At 38.6% G+C, this 15,496-nt stretch carries 16 protein-coding genes; 14 read left to right on the top strand and 2 right to left on the bottom strand.

Annotated features, from left to right (window positions below; all coding sequences use genetic code 11):
• Positions 1-43: 43 nt before the first annotated feature.
• The 5 genes from OXPF_RS11995 to OXPF_RS11975 are packed head-to-tail and all read left to right on the top strand — an operon-like array spanning position 44 to position 4,524.
• Positions 44-1,054 (top strand): hypothetical protein, encoded by a 1,011-nt coding sequence (locus tag OXPF_RS11995; RefSeq protein ID WP_054875444.1) that lies wholly within the window; start codon positions 44-46, stop codon positions 1,052-1,054.
• A 1-nt stretch (position 1,055) separates the two neighbouring features.
• Entirely contained in the window at positions 1,056-1,991 is a 936-nt protein-coding gene (locus OXPF_RS11990) for an ABC transporter ATP-binding protein (RefSeq protein WP_054875443.1), read from the top strand.
• Between the two features lie 11 nt (positions 1,992-2,002).
• Positions 2,003-3,358: an ABC transporter permease gene (locus OXPF_RS11985; protein WP_054875442.1), complete on the top strand. Its 1,356-nt coding sequence runs from the start codon at positions 2,003-2,005 to the stop codon at positions 3,356-3,358.
• On the top strand, positions 3,351-3,788 hold the full coding sequence (locus OXPF_RS11980; RefSeq protein WP_054875441.1) for an ABC transporter permease: 438 nt from the start codon (positions 3,351-3,353) through the stop codon (positions 3,786-3,788). The genes OXPF_RS11985 and OXPF_RS11980 overlap by 8 nt, the downstream gene beginning before the upstream one ends.
• A gap of 40 nt (positions 3,789-3,828) precedes the next feature.
• Positions 3,829-4,524 carry an ABC transporter permease gene (locus OXPF_RS11975; RefSeq protein ID WP_054875440.1) on the top strand — a complete coding sequence of 232 codons (696 nt, stop codon included), beginning with the start codon at positions 3,829-3,831 and terminating at the stop codon, positions 4,522-4,524.
• 27 nt (positions 4,525-4,551) lie between these two features.
• Here OXPF_RS11975 and OXPF_RS11970 read toward each other — a convergent pair whose 3' ends face one another.
• Positions 4,552-5,244 (bottom strand): Crp/Fnr family transcriptional regulator, encoded by a 693-nt coding sequence (locus OXPF_RS11970; protein WP_054875439.1) that lies wholly within the window; start codon positions 5,242-5,244, stop codon positions 4,552-4,554.
• A 193-nt stretch (positions 5,245-5,437) separates the two neighbouring features.
• Here OXPF_RS11970 and OXPF_RS11965 point away from each other — a divergent pair, with 193 nt between their 5' ends.
• From OXPF_RS11965 to OXPF_RS11925, 9 genes are all read left to right on the top strand, one after another.
• Positions 5,438-6,166 (top strand): 4Fe-4S binding protein, encoded by a 729-nt coding sequence (locus tag OXPF_RS11965; protein WP_054875438.1) that lies wholly within the window; start codon positions 5,438-5,440, stop codon positions 6,164-6,166.
• A 32-nt stretch (positions 6,167-6,198) separates the two neighbouring features.
• A complete protein-coding gene (gene hcp, locus OXPF_RS11960; RefSeq protein ID WP_054875437.1) occupies positions 6,199-7,761 on the top strand; it encodes a hydroxylamine reductase in 1,563 nt (520 codons plus the stop codon).
• Positions 7,762-7,900: 139 nt separating this feature from the next.
• The gene (locus tag OXPF_RS11955; RefSeq protein WP_054875436.1) at positions 7,901-8,566 is read left to right on the top strand and encodes a Crp/Fnr family transcriptional regulator; all 666 of its coding nucleotides are present in this window, start codon (positions 7,901-7,903) and stop codon (positions 8,564-8,566) included.
• 105 nt (positions 8,567-8,671) lie between these two features.
• Entirely contained in the window at positions 8,672-10,801 is a 2,130-nt protein-coding gene (acsB, locus tag OXPF_RS11950) for an acetyl-CoA decarbonylase/synthase complex subunit alpha/beta (protein ID WP_054875435.1), read from the top strand.
• 214 nt (positions 10,802-11,015) lie between these two features.
• On the top strand, positions 11,016-11,621 hold the full coding sequence (locus OXPF_RS11945; protein WP_054875434.1) for a methyltransferase domain-containing protein: 606 nt from the start codon (positions 11,016-11,018) through the stop codon (positions 11,619-11,621).
• Positions 11,622-11,792: 171 nt separating this feature from the next.
• The gene (locus tag OXPF_RS11940) at positions 11,793-12,203 is read left to right on the top strand and encodes a DUF6608 family protein (protein ID WP_054875433.1); all 411 of its coding nucleotides are present in this window, start codon (positions 11,793-11,795) and stop codon (positions 12,201-12,203) included.
• Between the two features lie 17 nt (positions 12,204-12,220).
• Positions 12,221-12,697 (top strand): VanZ family protein, encoded by a 477-nt coding sequence (locus tag OXPF_RS11935; protein WP_054875432.1) that lies wholly within the window; start codon positions 12,221-12,223, stop codon positions 12,695-12,697.
• A complete protein-coding gene (locus OXPF_RS11930; RefSeq protein ID WP_054875431.1) occupies positions 12,698-13,453 on the top strand; it encodes an AAA family ATPase in 756 nt (251 codons plus the stop codon).
• A 67-nt stretch (positions 13,454-13,520) separates the two neighbouring features.
• Positions 13,521-14,081 carry a DUF1697 domain-containing protein gene (locus OXPF_RS11925; RefSeq protein ID WP_054875430.1) on the top strand — a complete coding sequence of 187 codons (561 nt, stop codon included), beginning with the start codon at positions 13,521-13,523 and terminating at the stop codon, positions 14,079-14,081.
• Between the two features lie 526 nt (positions 14,082-14,607).
• Here OXPF_RS11925 and OXPF_RS11920 read toward each other — a convergent pair.
• A complete protein-coding gene (locus tag OXPF_RS11920; RefSeq protein WP_054875429.1) occupies positions 14,608-15,495 on the bottom strand; it encodes a cell division protein FtsX in 888 nt (295 codons plus the stop codon).
• Between the last annotated feature and the right edge of the window lies 1 nt (position 15,496).

Below are 15,496 nucleotides of genomic sequence, written 5' to 3'. Positions count from 1 at the left end.
AGAATTGCTAAAATTATACTGTAAAAATGAACGGAGGGATTTAATGAAAAGAATGTTGATTATAATAATCGGGCTGCTGTTTATTGTAACATCATCAGGATGCAGCAGCGACAGCCTCAGGGATTACAAAAAAGCTGTACAAAAAACAGAGCAATTAAAAAGGGGAAGGACTTCCGGGGAATTTTCAGTTGCAATGGATTTTAATACAGATGGGATGACACAAGAGGATATAAGGGAGATAAATTATTATAAGGATATGAAAGGAAGCTTTGATGCCGCCTATGATGAAGACTTAAATAAAAGTATATTCAGAAATTATCTGAACTTCGGAGGATTGGGTTTCGATTACGATCTCTATGTTAGCGGAGATGAAATATTCATGAAGCTTCCTGTTGCCGGAAAATATATGAGGATAAATGATATACAGGATTCGGTAAATAAAGAACAGAATACGGTGGGAGAATTTGAATTTATTTCTAAAAGCTCGATAGATAAAATCAATGAGATATGGCTGGGGTTAATGCAAAGAGAAGACATATTTAAAGGAAAAAGCATTGCACTCACCACTCCTGACGGGGAAGTAAAAGCAACCGAATACACCATAAAATTAAATAATGATCAGATAAAAAGTCTTATGACTGGCAGTATTGATATTCTTTTAAAGGATGAAATACTTAAAGATAATTTCGAGAAATACATTAAAAATAACATAAAATGCGAGGAAGCAGAATCAGCGGAAGAATTGCTTTTAAATATAAAGGAAGGCATTGAAGAATGTACAATTGAAAGCTTCAGCTATACTGCATATGTGGATATTGACGGATATATAGTAAATGAAAGCATTGAGGTGATATTAAAGTTTGAAAATTCGGAGGAGGTCCTTATTGATAATGTACATTACAAACTGGATATAAAAAATTGGGATATAAACAAGGAACAGGAATTTAACTTCCCGGTACTTACGGAAGAAAACACATTAAACATGGATGCAGTTGGTGGAGTGCCTTTTATGATGGAAGAACTGTTTGATATAAAATATCAAGAAGGTGAATGATATGACATTTTTGAGAACTGTTAATTTGCATAAAAGTTTTGGAAATATTAAGGCAGTGGATGGTATAAATTTCGAAGTTAAAAAAGGAGAGGTATTTGGTTTGCTGGGACCTAACGGTGCAGGCAAGTCCACAGCTATTTCCATGATATCCACACTGCTGCCTCCCACAATGGGGGATATCCTCTTTGAAGGTAAAAATATTTTAAAGGAGCCAAAGACAATAAGACAGAAATTAGGGGTGGTTCCTCAGGATATAGCGCTATATCACACCCTCACAGGATATGAAAATTTGGGTTTCTGGGGAAATATGTATGGTTTAAAAGGCGCTTACCTTAAAAAGAGAATTGACGAGGTCTCGGAGATAATAGGCTTAAACGGCCGTTTAAAAGATAGGGTGGATAAATATTCGGGAGGCATGAAAAGAAGATTAAATATCGGAGCGGCATTGCTGCATATTCCTGAGCTTCTGATAATGGATGAGCCTACGGTAGGTATAGATCCCCAGTCCAGAAACCATATACTGGATACCGTGCTGGAGCTTAACAGGCAGGGTATGACTATCATATATACCAGTCACTATATGGAAGAGGCGGAGTATCTTTGCAGCCGAATCTGCATTATGGACCAGGGAAAAATAATTGCTTCCGGCACCCGGGATGAACTGGTAGAACTTATAAAAGGAGAAACAAGGCTGAGCCTTAAGCTGGATAAAAATGCCCCAAATATCATTGAGGTGCTTAAGAAAATTGATGGTGTGGCTTATGTAGAACTCATTCAGGACATGATAATCATAACCGGTGAAAACGTTGATATATTACTGGCAGATATTATTGCTAAAGTATCAGAATATGGAAAGCATGTGGTATCCATTGACGTCAAAAAGCCTGATCTTGAAACAGTTTTCCTTCGACTGACAGGGAAAGCTTTAAGGGATTGAGGTGTATGGTTATGAGTATTATAAGTATAATCATTAAAGATGTAAAAACCATATTGAGCGACAAAAAAGCTCTTGCAATAATACTTTTAATGCCTGTCTTGCTCATGGTCATATTGAGCTTTGCATTAAAGGGAGCTTTTACAGGTACAGATTACGGTAACGGCAGAAAGGCAAACATCGCTGTTGTAAAGCAATATGATGAGAATAGCGATTTAATAAGATTTGATGATGCATTATTAAATGGACTTTTCGCGAGAAACATAGGCGATGAAACTATAGAGGAATTGAAAAAGTATGGGGGAGAAACAGACATAGAAAAAATATTCTTTGAGGATTTCTTAAACAGCGAGGATGTTAAAAAAATTATAACCTACACTGTGGAAGAAGAAGCTAAGGCTTTTGATATGTTAAATAAGGGAGAAGTTTCTGCAGTGTTGGTTTTACCACAGGGTTTTTTATATGATATGAAGATAAACCTTCTCACTCCCTTCAGGAACAAGATTGATATAAAAATCATAAAAAATCCTGACAGAAATATAGACGGCCAGATAGTCCAGGCTGTTGTTGAAGCTTATTCAAATATCATGTCTTTTACCATAATTGGAAAGAATGTGCTCATAGAAAAAGCCCTGGCTTATAACTTGGGGAATGATGGATTTAAAGGCATAAAAGTTGTCACAGAAGGTATGGGTAAAGCAATGGAGGGAATAGAAATAAGTTTGGATGACGTGGCAGTGCAGGGCAGGAAACCAATTGAAAGTTACGGTTATTATGCTGCTGCCATGCTGACCATGTTTATACTCTTTGCATCCGGCCATGGAGGAAGGATGCTTCTTAAAGAAAAGGAAGATACGACTTATCAGAGGATGATAGTTGCCGGTACGTCTAAATTTGCAATTCTGGCGGGAAAATTCTTTACAATATTTTTTATTGCGCTGCTCCAGATGGTTATCATGATTGCTTTTTCAAATTTTGCATTAAAGGTTCAATGGGGAAATGCATTTGCAGTAATTATAATAAGCATATGTGCCGCTTTTGCTGTGGCAGGACTGGGAACTTTAATTGCAGCTGCCACTTACAGGGCAGGTAATTACAAAATGGCCGACATATTCGAAACAGCCATAATACAGGCAATGGCTCTATTAGGCGGCAGCTTCTTCCCCGTTGATATAATGCCCCGCGCCTTGCAAAATCTAAGCTTTCTTTCTCTTAACGGTACGGCACTGAAAGCCTATTTAAAAATTATGGCTGGATATGGCATGACGGACATAATAAGCTATATTTCAATTCTTTTAACAGCAGGGGCTGTATTCATACTGCTTGGTGTAGTGGCTCTTAAAGATAAGGGAGGGATTGCCGGTGCTTAGTGTAATAAAATTAAGACTTCTAAGGCTGAGGGATGATATAGGGGTATTCATATTGATGACCGTCATGGCTTTTGGCCTTACAGCAATATTCGGCGCCTCGCTAAGCGGCGGCAAACCTGAAGTAATTATAGTAGATGAAGATAAAAGCGGCTATTCAAAGCTCTTTATAGATGAGCTTAAAGACAGTACTGGATTTGATTTCACAGAAGCGGATATGAAAAATGCCGTGGCAAAGGTGGAAGAAGGAAAAGCTCTGGCCGCATTGCTGATAAATGAGAGCTTCGATACTGATATACAAAATGCTGAGAAAATTACCATAGGTATAATGAAAATAAAGGATGATTTATTTATATTGACACTTCAAGAGCTGGTGTCCGGTATTGCATCAAAGATGGCGGGAAGCATAAGGATAGGCGGATATTACCAATGATTTTATACACTCAAATAAGCCTGGTGAGGACACCTTAAAGGTGTGGGAAGATGCATATCAAAGTGTAATGGAGGCATGGAAATATAAAGTTCCGATATCGGTGACTGCAGTAACCCAAAATAACAGTTCAGCTGAGGGGTATGACAGTCTTAAACATTCCATGATAGGCTTTTCATTATTCTTTTCCATGTATACCATGGTTTTTGGGATAGGTACAATATTAAGCGACAGGCAGTATAAGACCTGGCAGAGGATGCTCATATCCCCGGTATCCAAGTTTTCCATATTAGGAGGGACCATGGTTGTGGCATACTTAACCGGTGCCATTCAGATGGGCGTATTGATATTGGCAGGCAAGTATCTGCTTAACATAGACTGGGGGAACAGTATGGCAGGAATACTGATGCTTGCAGGAGCTTTTGTATTCACTGTGACGTCCATGGGGCTTATGCTTTCCGGCATAGTTAAAACCCATGAGCAGCTTTCGTCCATAAGCCCAGTGGTTTTAACCAGCACTTCAATGTTAGGAGGCTGTATGTGGCCTTTGGAGATAGTCAGCAATAAAATACTTCTTTTTTTAGCAGAGCTTACACCTCAGAAATGGGCAATGCAGGGTATGGAAAGCATTGCAAGCAAAGGTATGGGCTTTGAGGCCGCAGTGCTGCCGACAATAGTGCTTATAGCAATGGGCACCCTGTTCTTTGCAGCCGGAGTTAAACTCTTAAAGTTTGAATAGGTTTATTATCGCATTTTAATTATAACGCTACTCTATCATATTTTTCAGGCCTTCCATGTCTTTTATTTTAACTGAAGATCTGTAAAAATCTATGATGCCTTCCTCCATCATTCTGGCCATCTCCCTTGAAAGAGATGGCCTTGATACATTTAGAAAGTCAGCCAGCTCATTACGGTTCATTGGCATAAGAAATGTGGTGCTCTTAACTGTTCTTTGCTGCTCCAGCAAAAATTTTGATATCTTGCCTCTAAGGCTTTTAACTGTTAAATACTCCACCTTTTTATTGAGCATCAACGCCTTGTCGGATATTATGCGAAGCATATTGTTAACAAGATTCTTATGGCATAGGCATAGGTTTTGGCATTCGCTTATTATCTTATCAGGGGGGAGGAATAAGACCTCGCAGTTATCCTGGGCAACAACCGTTGCCGGCCAGGCTCTTTCGGCGGAAAATGCAGCAATTTCACCGAACATATCCGATGGTCCCACTATGTCTATAATTACTCTGTTGCCTGCAGCATTCTCTTTAGTAACTGCGGCCTCTCCCGAGAGCATAATGCCTATTCCTTCGAATTTTTCGCCTTCAATTGCCAGATTTTCACCCTTCTTATATTTTCCCAGCCTGGGTCCCATACACTCAAACATAGCCTGTAAGCCAACAGGATTCATATCCTGAAACAAACTGCATTTATTTATAGTATCCAGCCATTTTTCATACATTTATATCACCCGTATTTTTGGTAACCATGGTTACCGATTATTTATCATTATTATATTAAAATAAATTCACAAAGACAAGAGAATTAGCCGGAGGCTTCTCCGACTGACCCAGATATATTTCTTTAAAAAAAGGGAAAATGTTTCCTAACATTAAATATGGACATTTTCCTTAAAAATAAAAGGAGGTTTTGAAATGATAAGAAAGATAATCACCATTGACGAAGATAGATGCAACGGATGCGGGATATGTATAAATGCCTGTCATGAAGGAGCATTAAAATTAATAGACGGAAAAGCAAAGCTTGTATCAGAATCCTACTGTGACGGACTTGGCGCCTGCCTTCCCGAATGCCCTACAGGAGCTATGAAAATCATTGAGCGGGAGGCAGATGACTTTGACGAAGAGGCAGTAAAAAAGAACATGGAAGCGATGAAGCATAAAGAAGAGAAGCCTTCAATACCTGCAACATTAGGCTGCGGATGCCCTGGGAGCCAGGCAAGAGCTATTGAGAAAAAGGGAGTAGCTAAAGAAGTAAAAACTCAAGTTTCAATGGAATCCCAGCTAAATCAGTGGCCGGTACAGATAAAGCTTGTTCCTCCCGGCGCACCATATTTTGAGAATGCTCACCTTCTGGTGGCAGCAGACTGTACAGCCTTTGCATATGCCAACATCCATAATGACTTTATGAGAAACAAGATAACAATAATAGGCTGTCCCAAGCTTGATGCCATAGATTATTCAGAAAAACTTACCCAGATAATTATGTCACACGAAATAAAAAGCATAACAGTTTTGAGAATGGAAGTCCCTTGCTGCGGGGGAATTGTAAATGCAGTAAAACAGGCTCTTTTAAACAGCGGAAAGCTTGTTCCATGGAGTGTGGTAACCATAGGTACAAACGGAGATATCATTGAAAATTAATATAAATTAAAAAATACTAGGGGGTACTAATAATGAGTAATATGTTTTGTTTTCAATGTGAGCAGACTGCCGGCGGTAAGGCATGTACTGTATCAGGAGTATGCGGCAAAAATCCGGAGGTTTCAAACAAACAGGATGAATTAACCTGTGCGCTGGTAGGCCTTGCGAGGTCTGCATATGGCAAAGAAACAATAAAAGAAACTGACCGGGTTATGCTGGATGGACTTTTTGCCACTATAACCAATGTTAATTTCGATGCCGCAAAACTGGAGGAATTAATAAGCCTGGCTAATAGTGAAAAAGAAAGGTATGGAAAGGCTGAAGATTTGGCCTTTGATAATTTGTGGAACGGAGATACTGATATAGTATCCTTAAGGTCCACGCTGCTTTTGGGAATACGCGGTATGGCAGCATATGCCTATCATGCCGTTAATTTAGGAAAAGAAGATAAAGAGGTTACGGCCTGGCTTTATAAAGGCATGAAGGCTATAGGAGAAGAATACTCCATAAATGAATGGCTGGATATCTTAATGGAATTTGGCCATATAAACTTAAAATGCATGGCGCTTTTAGATGAAGCAAATACATCAGCTTATGGCCATCCTGTTCCTACAAAGGTGACAACTATCATTGAAAAAGGGCCATTTATTGTGGTAAGCGGCCATGATCTGTATGATTTAAAGCAGCTTTTAGAGCAGACTGAAGGAAAAGGAATAAATGTATATACCCATGGTGAAATGCTTCCTGCCCATGCATATCCCGAGCTTAAAAAATATCCTCAGCTTAAGGGTAATTTCGGAACTGCATGGCAGAACCAGCAAAAGGAATTTGAGGAAGTTCCCGGAGCCTTCCTGTTTACAACAAACTGCCTGATGCCTCCAAAGCCATCATATATAGACAGGGTGTTTACTACAGCAGTTGTCGCTTATCCTGGATTGGTGCACATTGAAGAAAAAGGCGGTAAAAAGGACTTTACTAAGGTAATTGAAAAAGCAATAGAGCTTGGCGGCTACTCCGAAGATAAAATAATGACAGGCATTAACGGCGGCACAGAGCTTATGACAGGCTTTGCAAGAAATACTGTTCTCTCGGTGGCAGATAAGGTTATCGACGCTGTGAAAGCAGGCGCCATAAAGCATTTCTTCTTGGTTGGAGGCTGCGACGGTGCAAGGCCGGGAAGAAATTACTATACAGAGTTCGTTGAAAAATCTCCTAAGGATACTGTAATTTTAACCTTAGCCTGCGGAAAATACCGCTTCAATGACCTTAATATAGGAGAAATAGGCGGTCTTCCAAGGATAATGGATATGGGGCAATGTAATGATGCCTACTCGGCGATACAGGTTGCTGTAGCCCTTGCCAATGCCTTTGAGTGCGGAGTAAACGACCTGCCCTTGACCTTGGTGCTTTCATGGTATGAACAAAAAGCAGTGTGCATTTTATTGACACTCCTTGCCCTCGGAATAAAGAATATATATATAGGACCTACACTTCCGGCATTTATATCGAGTAATGTTCTTGGTGTTCTTGTTGAAAAATTCGGATTAAAGCCAATCTCAACACCGGAAGAAGATTTAAAAACAATCCTTTCCTAAAATACACAGCGGCTGAAGATATTTTCAGCTGCTGTTGCTTTTTATAGATAATTAACTTAGGGAACCTTGCCCATTTCGGCCTAAACGAATATAATCATACCTAAGAAAGATAAAATAAATTACTGAAGGAGTAGGATTAATGCATAAGAGAATGAAGTTAACGAACTTAAGCCTACTGGAAGTATTAAATTCACAAGAATATTCACACTGGCTGAAAATATTCAGAAGCCAGAATTTTAAAAAGAAAGACATAATATACCATCCCAATCATGAAGAAAATCTTGTCTTTGTCGTTAAGAAAGGAAGGGTAAGAGTTTATCTTGCCTACAGTGAAAAAGAGTTTACCTTATCAATCCTAGAAGCCGGAGCCGTATACAGTACTCACACCCGGGCCTATATACAAGCCCTTGAAGATTGTGAATTAATGATTGCCGACATACAAAGCTTCGGCAGAGTGATGACCGAGCATCCTACATTTATGTTGACAGTAATACAGGTACTGGGCGACCTTCTGAAAAACTCCATATCAATAATAAACGGTCTGGTTTTCAAAGAGGTTAATCAAAGACTCATAGAATTTATAATTCGTGCAGCAGAAGAAAAGGGTATGGCAAGGGAAGAGGGCATTATAGTTGAGCTTAATTTAAGCAGCGAGGAAATTGCCATGATGCTCGGGACAACACGGCAGACCATTTCACTGCTGCTCAATGATTTTTATAAATCAGGAATTTTATCTAAATTGGGACGGCGTACAATACTTATAAAAGATATAGGTGAGTTGAAAGGTATGATTCTTTCATCGTGATATGTTAAAAATTATACAATTGTCATATAGCTGACAGTTTTTAAGGATATACTATGTTAAAATATCTTCTAACAGAACAAAGTTTTTGTTGGAAGGGGAGATATTATGTCAACTCAACTTTTTAAAGCGGCTTATGATGGCGCAGCAGCTGCTATCGGCGTTGCTGAGTCGCTCTTGAGTAAAGCCATTGAAGAAAATGGCGGGAATGCAACTATAGAATATCCCGGAACTGCTTATAAGCTTCCCGTTATTACAGCACTGGGCAGCGAAAGTGTAAAAACACTGAATGACATTGTGCCTGTCATAAACAGGGTACGCTCTGAAAATCTCAAAGAGGATTTGACGCTTAAAGGCGCTCTCTCTAACGGTGAAGTAACTCTTTACGCAGCTGAAATAATAGAAGCATTAGGATACCTTAACGGAAAGTCTCCTGTTACGCCGCCTGGAGCCGGATTTATTCCCGACACAGTTTTAAGGGCTCTCGGAGTACAGCTTGTTGACAATACTATACCGGGTGTTGCTGTCGTACTGGGCAAGGCTAAGGACAGCAAGTCGGCGGCAAAACTGATTAATGAATTGAAGTCAAAAGGTATTGTAATATTGCTGGTGGATGATATTATCGATCAGCTTATAGAGGAAGGAGTCAATCTTGGGCTTGAATCCTTTACCGTACCTCTCGGAAAGTTTACTCAGGTCATACATGCTGTGAATTTTGCTCTAAGAGGAGGATTGGCTTTTGGAGGTATTGCCCCGGGAAATAAGGCGGCACATCTTGAATACCAGCAAAAAAGGGTCATGGCTTTTGTTATAGCATTGGGTCCGCTGGATGAAATCAGAATATCGGCGGCATTTGGCGCTGCTTTACTGGGGTTCCCTACCATTACAGATCTCCCTTTGGAAGAAGGAATTCCCGACTGGGTTATATCTGAAACAGACTACGAAAAAATAGTTCCCCTCGCGCTGGAGACAAGAGGAATCAAGCTAAGAATCACAAATATTGACGTACCTATTATGGTAGGGCCTGCCTTCGAAGGAGAGACCATAAGAAAAGGCGATACTTACGTAGAATTCGGAGGAGGAAGGACAACTGCTTTTGAACTTGTGAAAATGGTAGGCCCCGATGAAATTGAAGACGGCAAAATTACGGTGCATGGGCCTGAAATAGATGAAATTGAAGAAGGCAGCAAGCTTCCTTTGGGTATAAAAATAAAGATATACGGCAGGAAGATGCACCAGGATTTTGAAAGCGTACTGGAAAGAAGAGTCCACTATTTTATAAATTACGGAGAAGGATTGTGGCATGTAGCCCAGAGGGATTTATGCTGGCTCAGAATAAGTAAGGATGCAAAGGCAAAGGGTTTTAAGATTAGGCATTTTGGAGAGCTTTTGATAGCCAAGTTTAAATCCGAGTATCCGGCACTTGTGGACCGCGTTGAAGTAGAACTATATACCGATGAAAAACTGGTCAATGAACAGATAAAAGAAGCAAGGGGAATTTATGTAAAGAGGGATGAGAGGCTCAAAGGTTTAACTGATGAATCTGTAGAGGAGCTTTATTCCTGTACCTTATGCCAATCCTTTGCGCCCAACCATGTATGTGTGGTCGCTCCCGAGCGCGTAGGCTTATGCGGCGCCGTAAGCTGGCTTGATGCAAAGGCATCCTATGAAATAACTCCAACGGGGCCTAACCGTCCCATAAAAAAAGAAGGTGCAATTGATGAAGTGAAAGGCATATGGAAAAGTGTAAATGACTTTGTTTATAACAACTCAAACCATATGCTGGAAGAAGTATCGCTATACACGTTAATGGAAAACCCCATGACATCCTGCGGCTGCTTTGAAGCAATTATAGCCATGATGCCTGAGGTCAACGGGGTGATGATTACAAGCAGGGAACATGGGGGAATAACACCATGCGGAATGTCATTCTCGACTCTGGCCGGTACTGTCGGCGGCGGGACACAGTCTCCAGGATTTATGGGAATAGGCAGGAGATATATATTAAGCAGGAAGTTTTTAAAAGCCGATGGAGGAATGGCAAGAATTGTGTGGATGCCTAAGGAATTAAAGGATTATCTGAGGGAAGAATTCATTAAACGAAGTATTGAGGAAGGTCTTGGGGAAGATTTTATCAATAAGATAGCCGATGAATCCATAGGTACATCAGCGGAGGAAATTGTTCCCTTCCTTGAGGAAAAAGGCCATCCGGCGATGAAGATGACTCCTCTGTTTTAGACGTGGCTTATTTATAAATAAAGCTCAAATAGAGAGTTGTATAACAAATAATTAACGTATCCCATGTATAAAGCCGTGCATAAAGCATATTAAGAAAAGATTTTTTATGCACGGCTTTTTTTATATATTATCCCCATATGCATGAGAAATTAATGTAGCAGACTATCAAAAAAGTCATAGCTTATATTAAGAAAACTTTTAGGAGAATAACGATATGCATATTGGTTCATATTTAAAAATGGAGAAATTTGTGGCCAAATATTTATCCGATTATACCGATAAAGAAATTAAAATTATAGACATTGGCAGCCAGGATGTCAATGGCTCTTATAAACCGCTGTTTGATAATCCAAAATGGGAGTATTACGGATGTGATATGGAAGAAGGCAATAATGTAGATATAGTGCTTAAAGATGTTTATAATTGGAAGGAAGTAAAGTCTGACTCATTTGATGTGGTGGTATCGGGGCAGGCCTTTGAGCATATAGAATATTTCTGGGCTACCATGTTGGAGATAAGCAGGGTAGCAAAGTATGGAGGTTTATTATGTATCATTGCCCCTTCTGCCGGTGTTGAGCATAGATATCCGGTGGATTGCTGGAGATATTATCCGGATGGTTTCAGGGCTTTGGCCCGATACAGCGGATTGGAAGTATTGGAAGTATATACCGATTGGTATCCAATTGACTATCCCGATAGAGGGGAAATATGGAAGGATTCCGTATTAATTTGCAAAAAACCAGATATGCCGGTTGTTCAAAAGTTTAAAATGTATTTGAAAAACAGGCTTTCCAAGTTAGCTGTCAAAATGAATATATAATGATTCAAATTAATTTATAAAGAGTATTTATTACGGATAAGGGAGCTTAAAAGCTTCCTTTTTAATTTACTGGAAGATATAAATAGATTAAAAGCTATGGTAGAATATATTTTAAGAGATTCCCGGAGATTTTATAATAAGTTGGAAAAACACAATCAGGAGGCGGAGGTAATGAAAGAAAAGCTTTACTTTATTACAAGACGCTATGCTGTAATTTATTGCGTTTTTTATACCATAACTACAATTATAAGCAGCCTTATTAACTTATACCAGGGAGTCATTTATGATACTCACATGCATTTAATAAACCGGGCAATTGTTGTGCTTATCGGTATACTGGCTATAGCAATAGTTACAAATATGAATTTTAAGCTTAAAATTCTCAATCATATAATACCCTATACCATTACAATGCTTCTTGTACTGGCATATGTCTGGTTTACAGGTTTATTTGATGAACTTCATAAAAATGCATACAGAGATATTTTTTTAAACTATACAGCCATATATGCAGTTATAACTGTGATTTGGATTTTGAAAGATAAGTATGCGAATAAGAAGGTTAATAATATCAGTAGTTAATAATGGAGATAATTAAGATGCTTGATAATATAAAAAATTTGTTGCGGGAAAATAGAAAGGAAATATTAAAATTATCTTGGGTAATTTTCTTTTGCTATTCAATACTAATGTTATGGCAGGTATTTATAGGCCCCTACCGAAGTTCCAGCGGCATAAGAAGGTATAATCTTTATCCCTTTAAAACAATTTGGAATTATTTTGTTAACAGTGAACAATATAGTTTTCATATTTTATTTATTAATCTTGCTGCTAACATAGTAACCTTTATACCGCTGGGCTTTTTTATGCCGTTACTGTTTAAAGGATTTAACAGTACGATTATTATGGCAGTATTTTCTGCTATAATTACAATAGTTATTGAGTCCATGCAATTTGTTTTTAATGTGGGTGTATTTGATATTGACGACATTATATTAAATACCTTAGGCTGCATTATAGGATTTGCATTATATAAAAAGGTAAAATTGGCCATGAACAAATTGGAGGAATTTTAATTGCTTAAAAGAAGTTCCAATCAATATTTAAGGGCAGCTGAGCTGTGCAGGGAAAAGATAGAATCATTTTCCACATATCCCTATTCATTGCCTGCCATTAAGAATTTATATACATTAGAAATACACCCCAAAGTTACATTTATTGTAGGTGAGAATGGTACCGGTAAATCAACTATACTTGAAGCGATTGCCGCATCATATGGATTCAATCCCGAAGGCGGTACAAAAAACTTTAACTTTTCAACATCGGATACTCATTCAGGTTTATATAAATATATAAAGTTAGTAAAGGGAATTAAAAAACCCAGAGACGGATTTTTTCTTAGAGCAGAAAGTTTTTATAATGCTGCCACATATATTCAAGAATTGGATAAGGAAGATGGGCGGGGGCCAAGGATTATAGATTCTTATGGAGGACTTTCATTACACGAACAATCCCACGGTGAATCATTCCTGTCGTTGTTTATGAATAGATTTTCAGGAAAAGGCTTATATATTTTAGATGAACCTGAGGCTGCGCTATCGCCGTCACGGCAGCTAGCTTTGCTTTCGCGGATGCATGAGCTAATACAAAAAGATTCGCAGTTTGTAATTGCTACTCATTCCCCAATTATCATGTCTTATCCTGATTCAATAATATATGAAATCAATAATGGTTTTAATAAAGTGGAATATAAAAAAACAGAGCATTATCAGATTATGAAGGAATTTATTAATAATACGGATAAAATGCTTAATATAATTATGGAGCCATAAAAAATAATATTTTAAAATGATTAAAGGATGGCAGTTTCAGATTTTGATTATTAAGGAGGGATTCATTGTGACTATTTATGCGGCACTTCTTCGGGGCATTAATGTAGGCGGAAAAAACAGAATTTTGATGTCCGACTTGAAAAGTTTATTTGAGCATATGGGGCTTTCTGAAGTACAAACATATATACAGAGCGGAAATGTCCTTTTTAAATCGGAAGAGGAGGAAGAACCCCTTCGGGAAAAAATTGAGGGTGAAATCGAAAAAGCCTTTGGATTTTCAGTGGCAGTTGTTTTAAGGACAGCTGCTGAGCTGGAAGAGATTTGCCGAAGCTGCCCTTTTTCAAATGAGGAAATTTCAGAAGCAGAAGCATCGTCACAAGTGGAATGCCTGTATGTTTCGTTGTTAATCCATGCTCCTTCTAAAGAAAAAGTAGAGCGATTGGATGTTTATAAAAATGAAAGCGATGAATTCCGGATTATAGGCCGGGATGTTTTTCTTTTATTTCATAACAGCATCCGCAACTCGAAGCTTGCCAATAAGCTTCATATTTTGGATGCCCCGGCAACTGTACGCAATTGGAAAACAATAAATAAGCTTTCACTATTGGCAAAGGCAATGGGAGTTTAATTTGCAGTTATAAGAGGTAGGGGGTTTTTGCCATGGATGTACTGGAAAAGTTAAAGGGCGGGGATTTGCGTTCAATAGGCAGAGCCGATGAAGTGGTATCGGATATACTTGAAAATGATGGATTATTTGAAAGAGTTTTTGAAGGCATGCAAAGTGAAGATGCCATTGTAAGGATGAGGGCTTGTGATGCTATTGAAAAGGTGAGCCGGATAAAACCTTATTTGCTTGATAAGCATAAAGATAAACTTATAAATGAAGTGGCAGCAATTGAACAGCAGGAGGTCAGGTGGCACCTGGCACAGATTTTTTCAAGATTGGATTTAGAAGAAAGTGAAGTAAAAAAGATAGTTGAACTTTTGAAAGATTGGATAAATATGAGCAAAAGCAATATAGTTAAAGTCAACTCCATCCAGTGTCTCTTTGATTTAACACTGCATCATACACATTTAAAGCCTTTGCTCATTGAAATACTGAACAAGTCCATGGAAAAGGGCAGCCCGTCTGTTAAAAGCCGGGTAAAAAAGCTTTATCTATCTCTTGCGGATACAAATCCAAATATGCTTCCTGCAATTCCAAGAAATGCACCAAGTAATATAACTGTTATGGAAAGGCCCAAAACCAGTTCTTCAATGGGAGGCAGCGGGATAAAAGGAAGGGGGCCGGACAAGCCGGCATAAACGTATTTTAATGCAATAACTGCAACAATAACAGCCAGCACTGCACCTCCGGCGGTTAACAACAATCCTTCCAGTATAAAAGGGAAAGCGATAAAATATCCGGGAGCACCTAATAGTCTCAGGGTATTTATCTGATCTCTATTGTTGTATATTCCCGACCTTATTATATGGGATATGATAACCAGCGTAGAAATACCCACAGTAGCTACAACTATATATCCCAGTATGCGGAGAACTTCTGAAATATCACGGATCCGGTCTAAAATCTCCCTGTTATCCCTTATATAGCTGACATTTTCTATAAGATTAAGGTTTTTCAAAATTGAGTCTATATTCTCAAGATGGATTTTAATTTCTAAAAAAGGACTGAAGGGGTTTTGAACAAAGAATGCCAGTATTTGAGCATCTTTCCCCAGTATATCTTCCATACGGCTGTATGCTTCATTTTCATCTACCAGGCGTACATCTTTCACTCCATCTATGGCCTTTATATTTTCCATAAGCTTAGAAACCGCTTCGTTACCGATACCTTCATCAAAATATACATTTATTTCTGCCTCACCCTGTATAACCTCAACGGCACGGCTGCTTATCCACCAGCATGAAATTATCATTGTCAGAATGAAAAATATGAGGCCTGTACTGAAAAAAGAAAAAACATTGGATAAAAGGTTCGTCTTTAAAATGGTCTTTACTTCTTTTAGAAAATAACCGGTGTTATTAAAAATACTTTTCATT

The organism is Oxobacter pfennigii, assembly GCF_001317355.1.
Taxonomy (GTDB): domain Bacteria; phylum Bacillota; class Clostridia; order Clostridiales; family Oxobacteraceae; genus Oxobacter; species Oxobacter pfennigii.
Note: the sequence above shows the minus strand (reverse complement) of the source record. Positions and strands in the feature narration are given on the sequence as shown.

Excerpts from the sequence above, each read along its gene's own strand:
- OXPF_RS11945 (WP_054875434.1), top strand. The coding sequence starts at position 11,016 with ATGCATATTGGTTCATATTTAAAAATGGAGAAATTTGTGGCCAAATAT.
- OXPF_RS11995 (WP_054875444.1), top strand. The coding sequence starts at position 44 with ATGAAAAGAATGTTGATTATAATAATCGGGCTGCTGTTTATTGTAACA.
- OXPF_RS11965 (WP_054875438.1), top strand. The coding sequence starts at position 5,438 with ATGATAAGAAAGATAATCACCATTGACGAAGATAGATGCAACGGATGC.
- OXPF_RS11970 (WP_054875439.1), bottom strand. The coding sequence starts at position 5,244 with ATGTATGAAAAATGGCTGGATACTATAAATAAATGCAGTTTGTTTCAG.
- OXPF_RS11940 (WP_054875433.1), top strand. The coding sequence starts at position 11,793 with ATGAAAGAAAAGCTTTACTTTATTACAAGACGCTATGCTGTAATTTAT.
- OXPF_RS11990 (WP_054875443.1), top strand. The coding sequence starts at position 1,056 with ATGACATTTTTGAGAACTGTTAATTTGCATAAAAGTTTTGGAAATATT.
- OXPF_RS11955 (WP_054875436.1), top strand. The coding sequence starts at position 7,901 with ATGCATAAGAGAATGAAGTTAACGAACTTAAGCCTACTGGAAGTATTA.
- OXPF_RS11920 (WP_054875429.1), bottom strand. The coding sequence starts at position 15,495 with ATGAAAAGTATTTTTAATAACACCGGTTATTTTCTAAAAGAAGTAAAG.
- OXPF_RS11935 (WP_054875432.1), top strand. The coding sequence starts at position 12,221 with ATGCTTGATAATATAAAAAATTTGTTGCGGGAAAATAGAAAGGAAATA.
- OXPF_RS11985 (WP_054875442.1), top strand. The coding sequence starts at position 2,003 with ATGAGTATTATAAGTATAATCATTAAAGATGTAAAAACCATATTGAGC.
- acsB (WP_054875435.1), top strand. The coding sequence starts at position 8,672 with ATGTCAACTCAACTTTTTAAAGCGGCTTATGATGGCGCAGCAGCTGCT.
- hcp (WP_054875437.1), top strand. The coding sequence starts at position 6,199 with ATGAGTAATATGTTTTGTTTTCAATGTGAGCAGACTGCCGGCGGTAAG.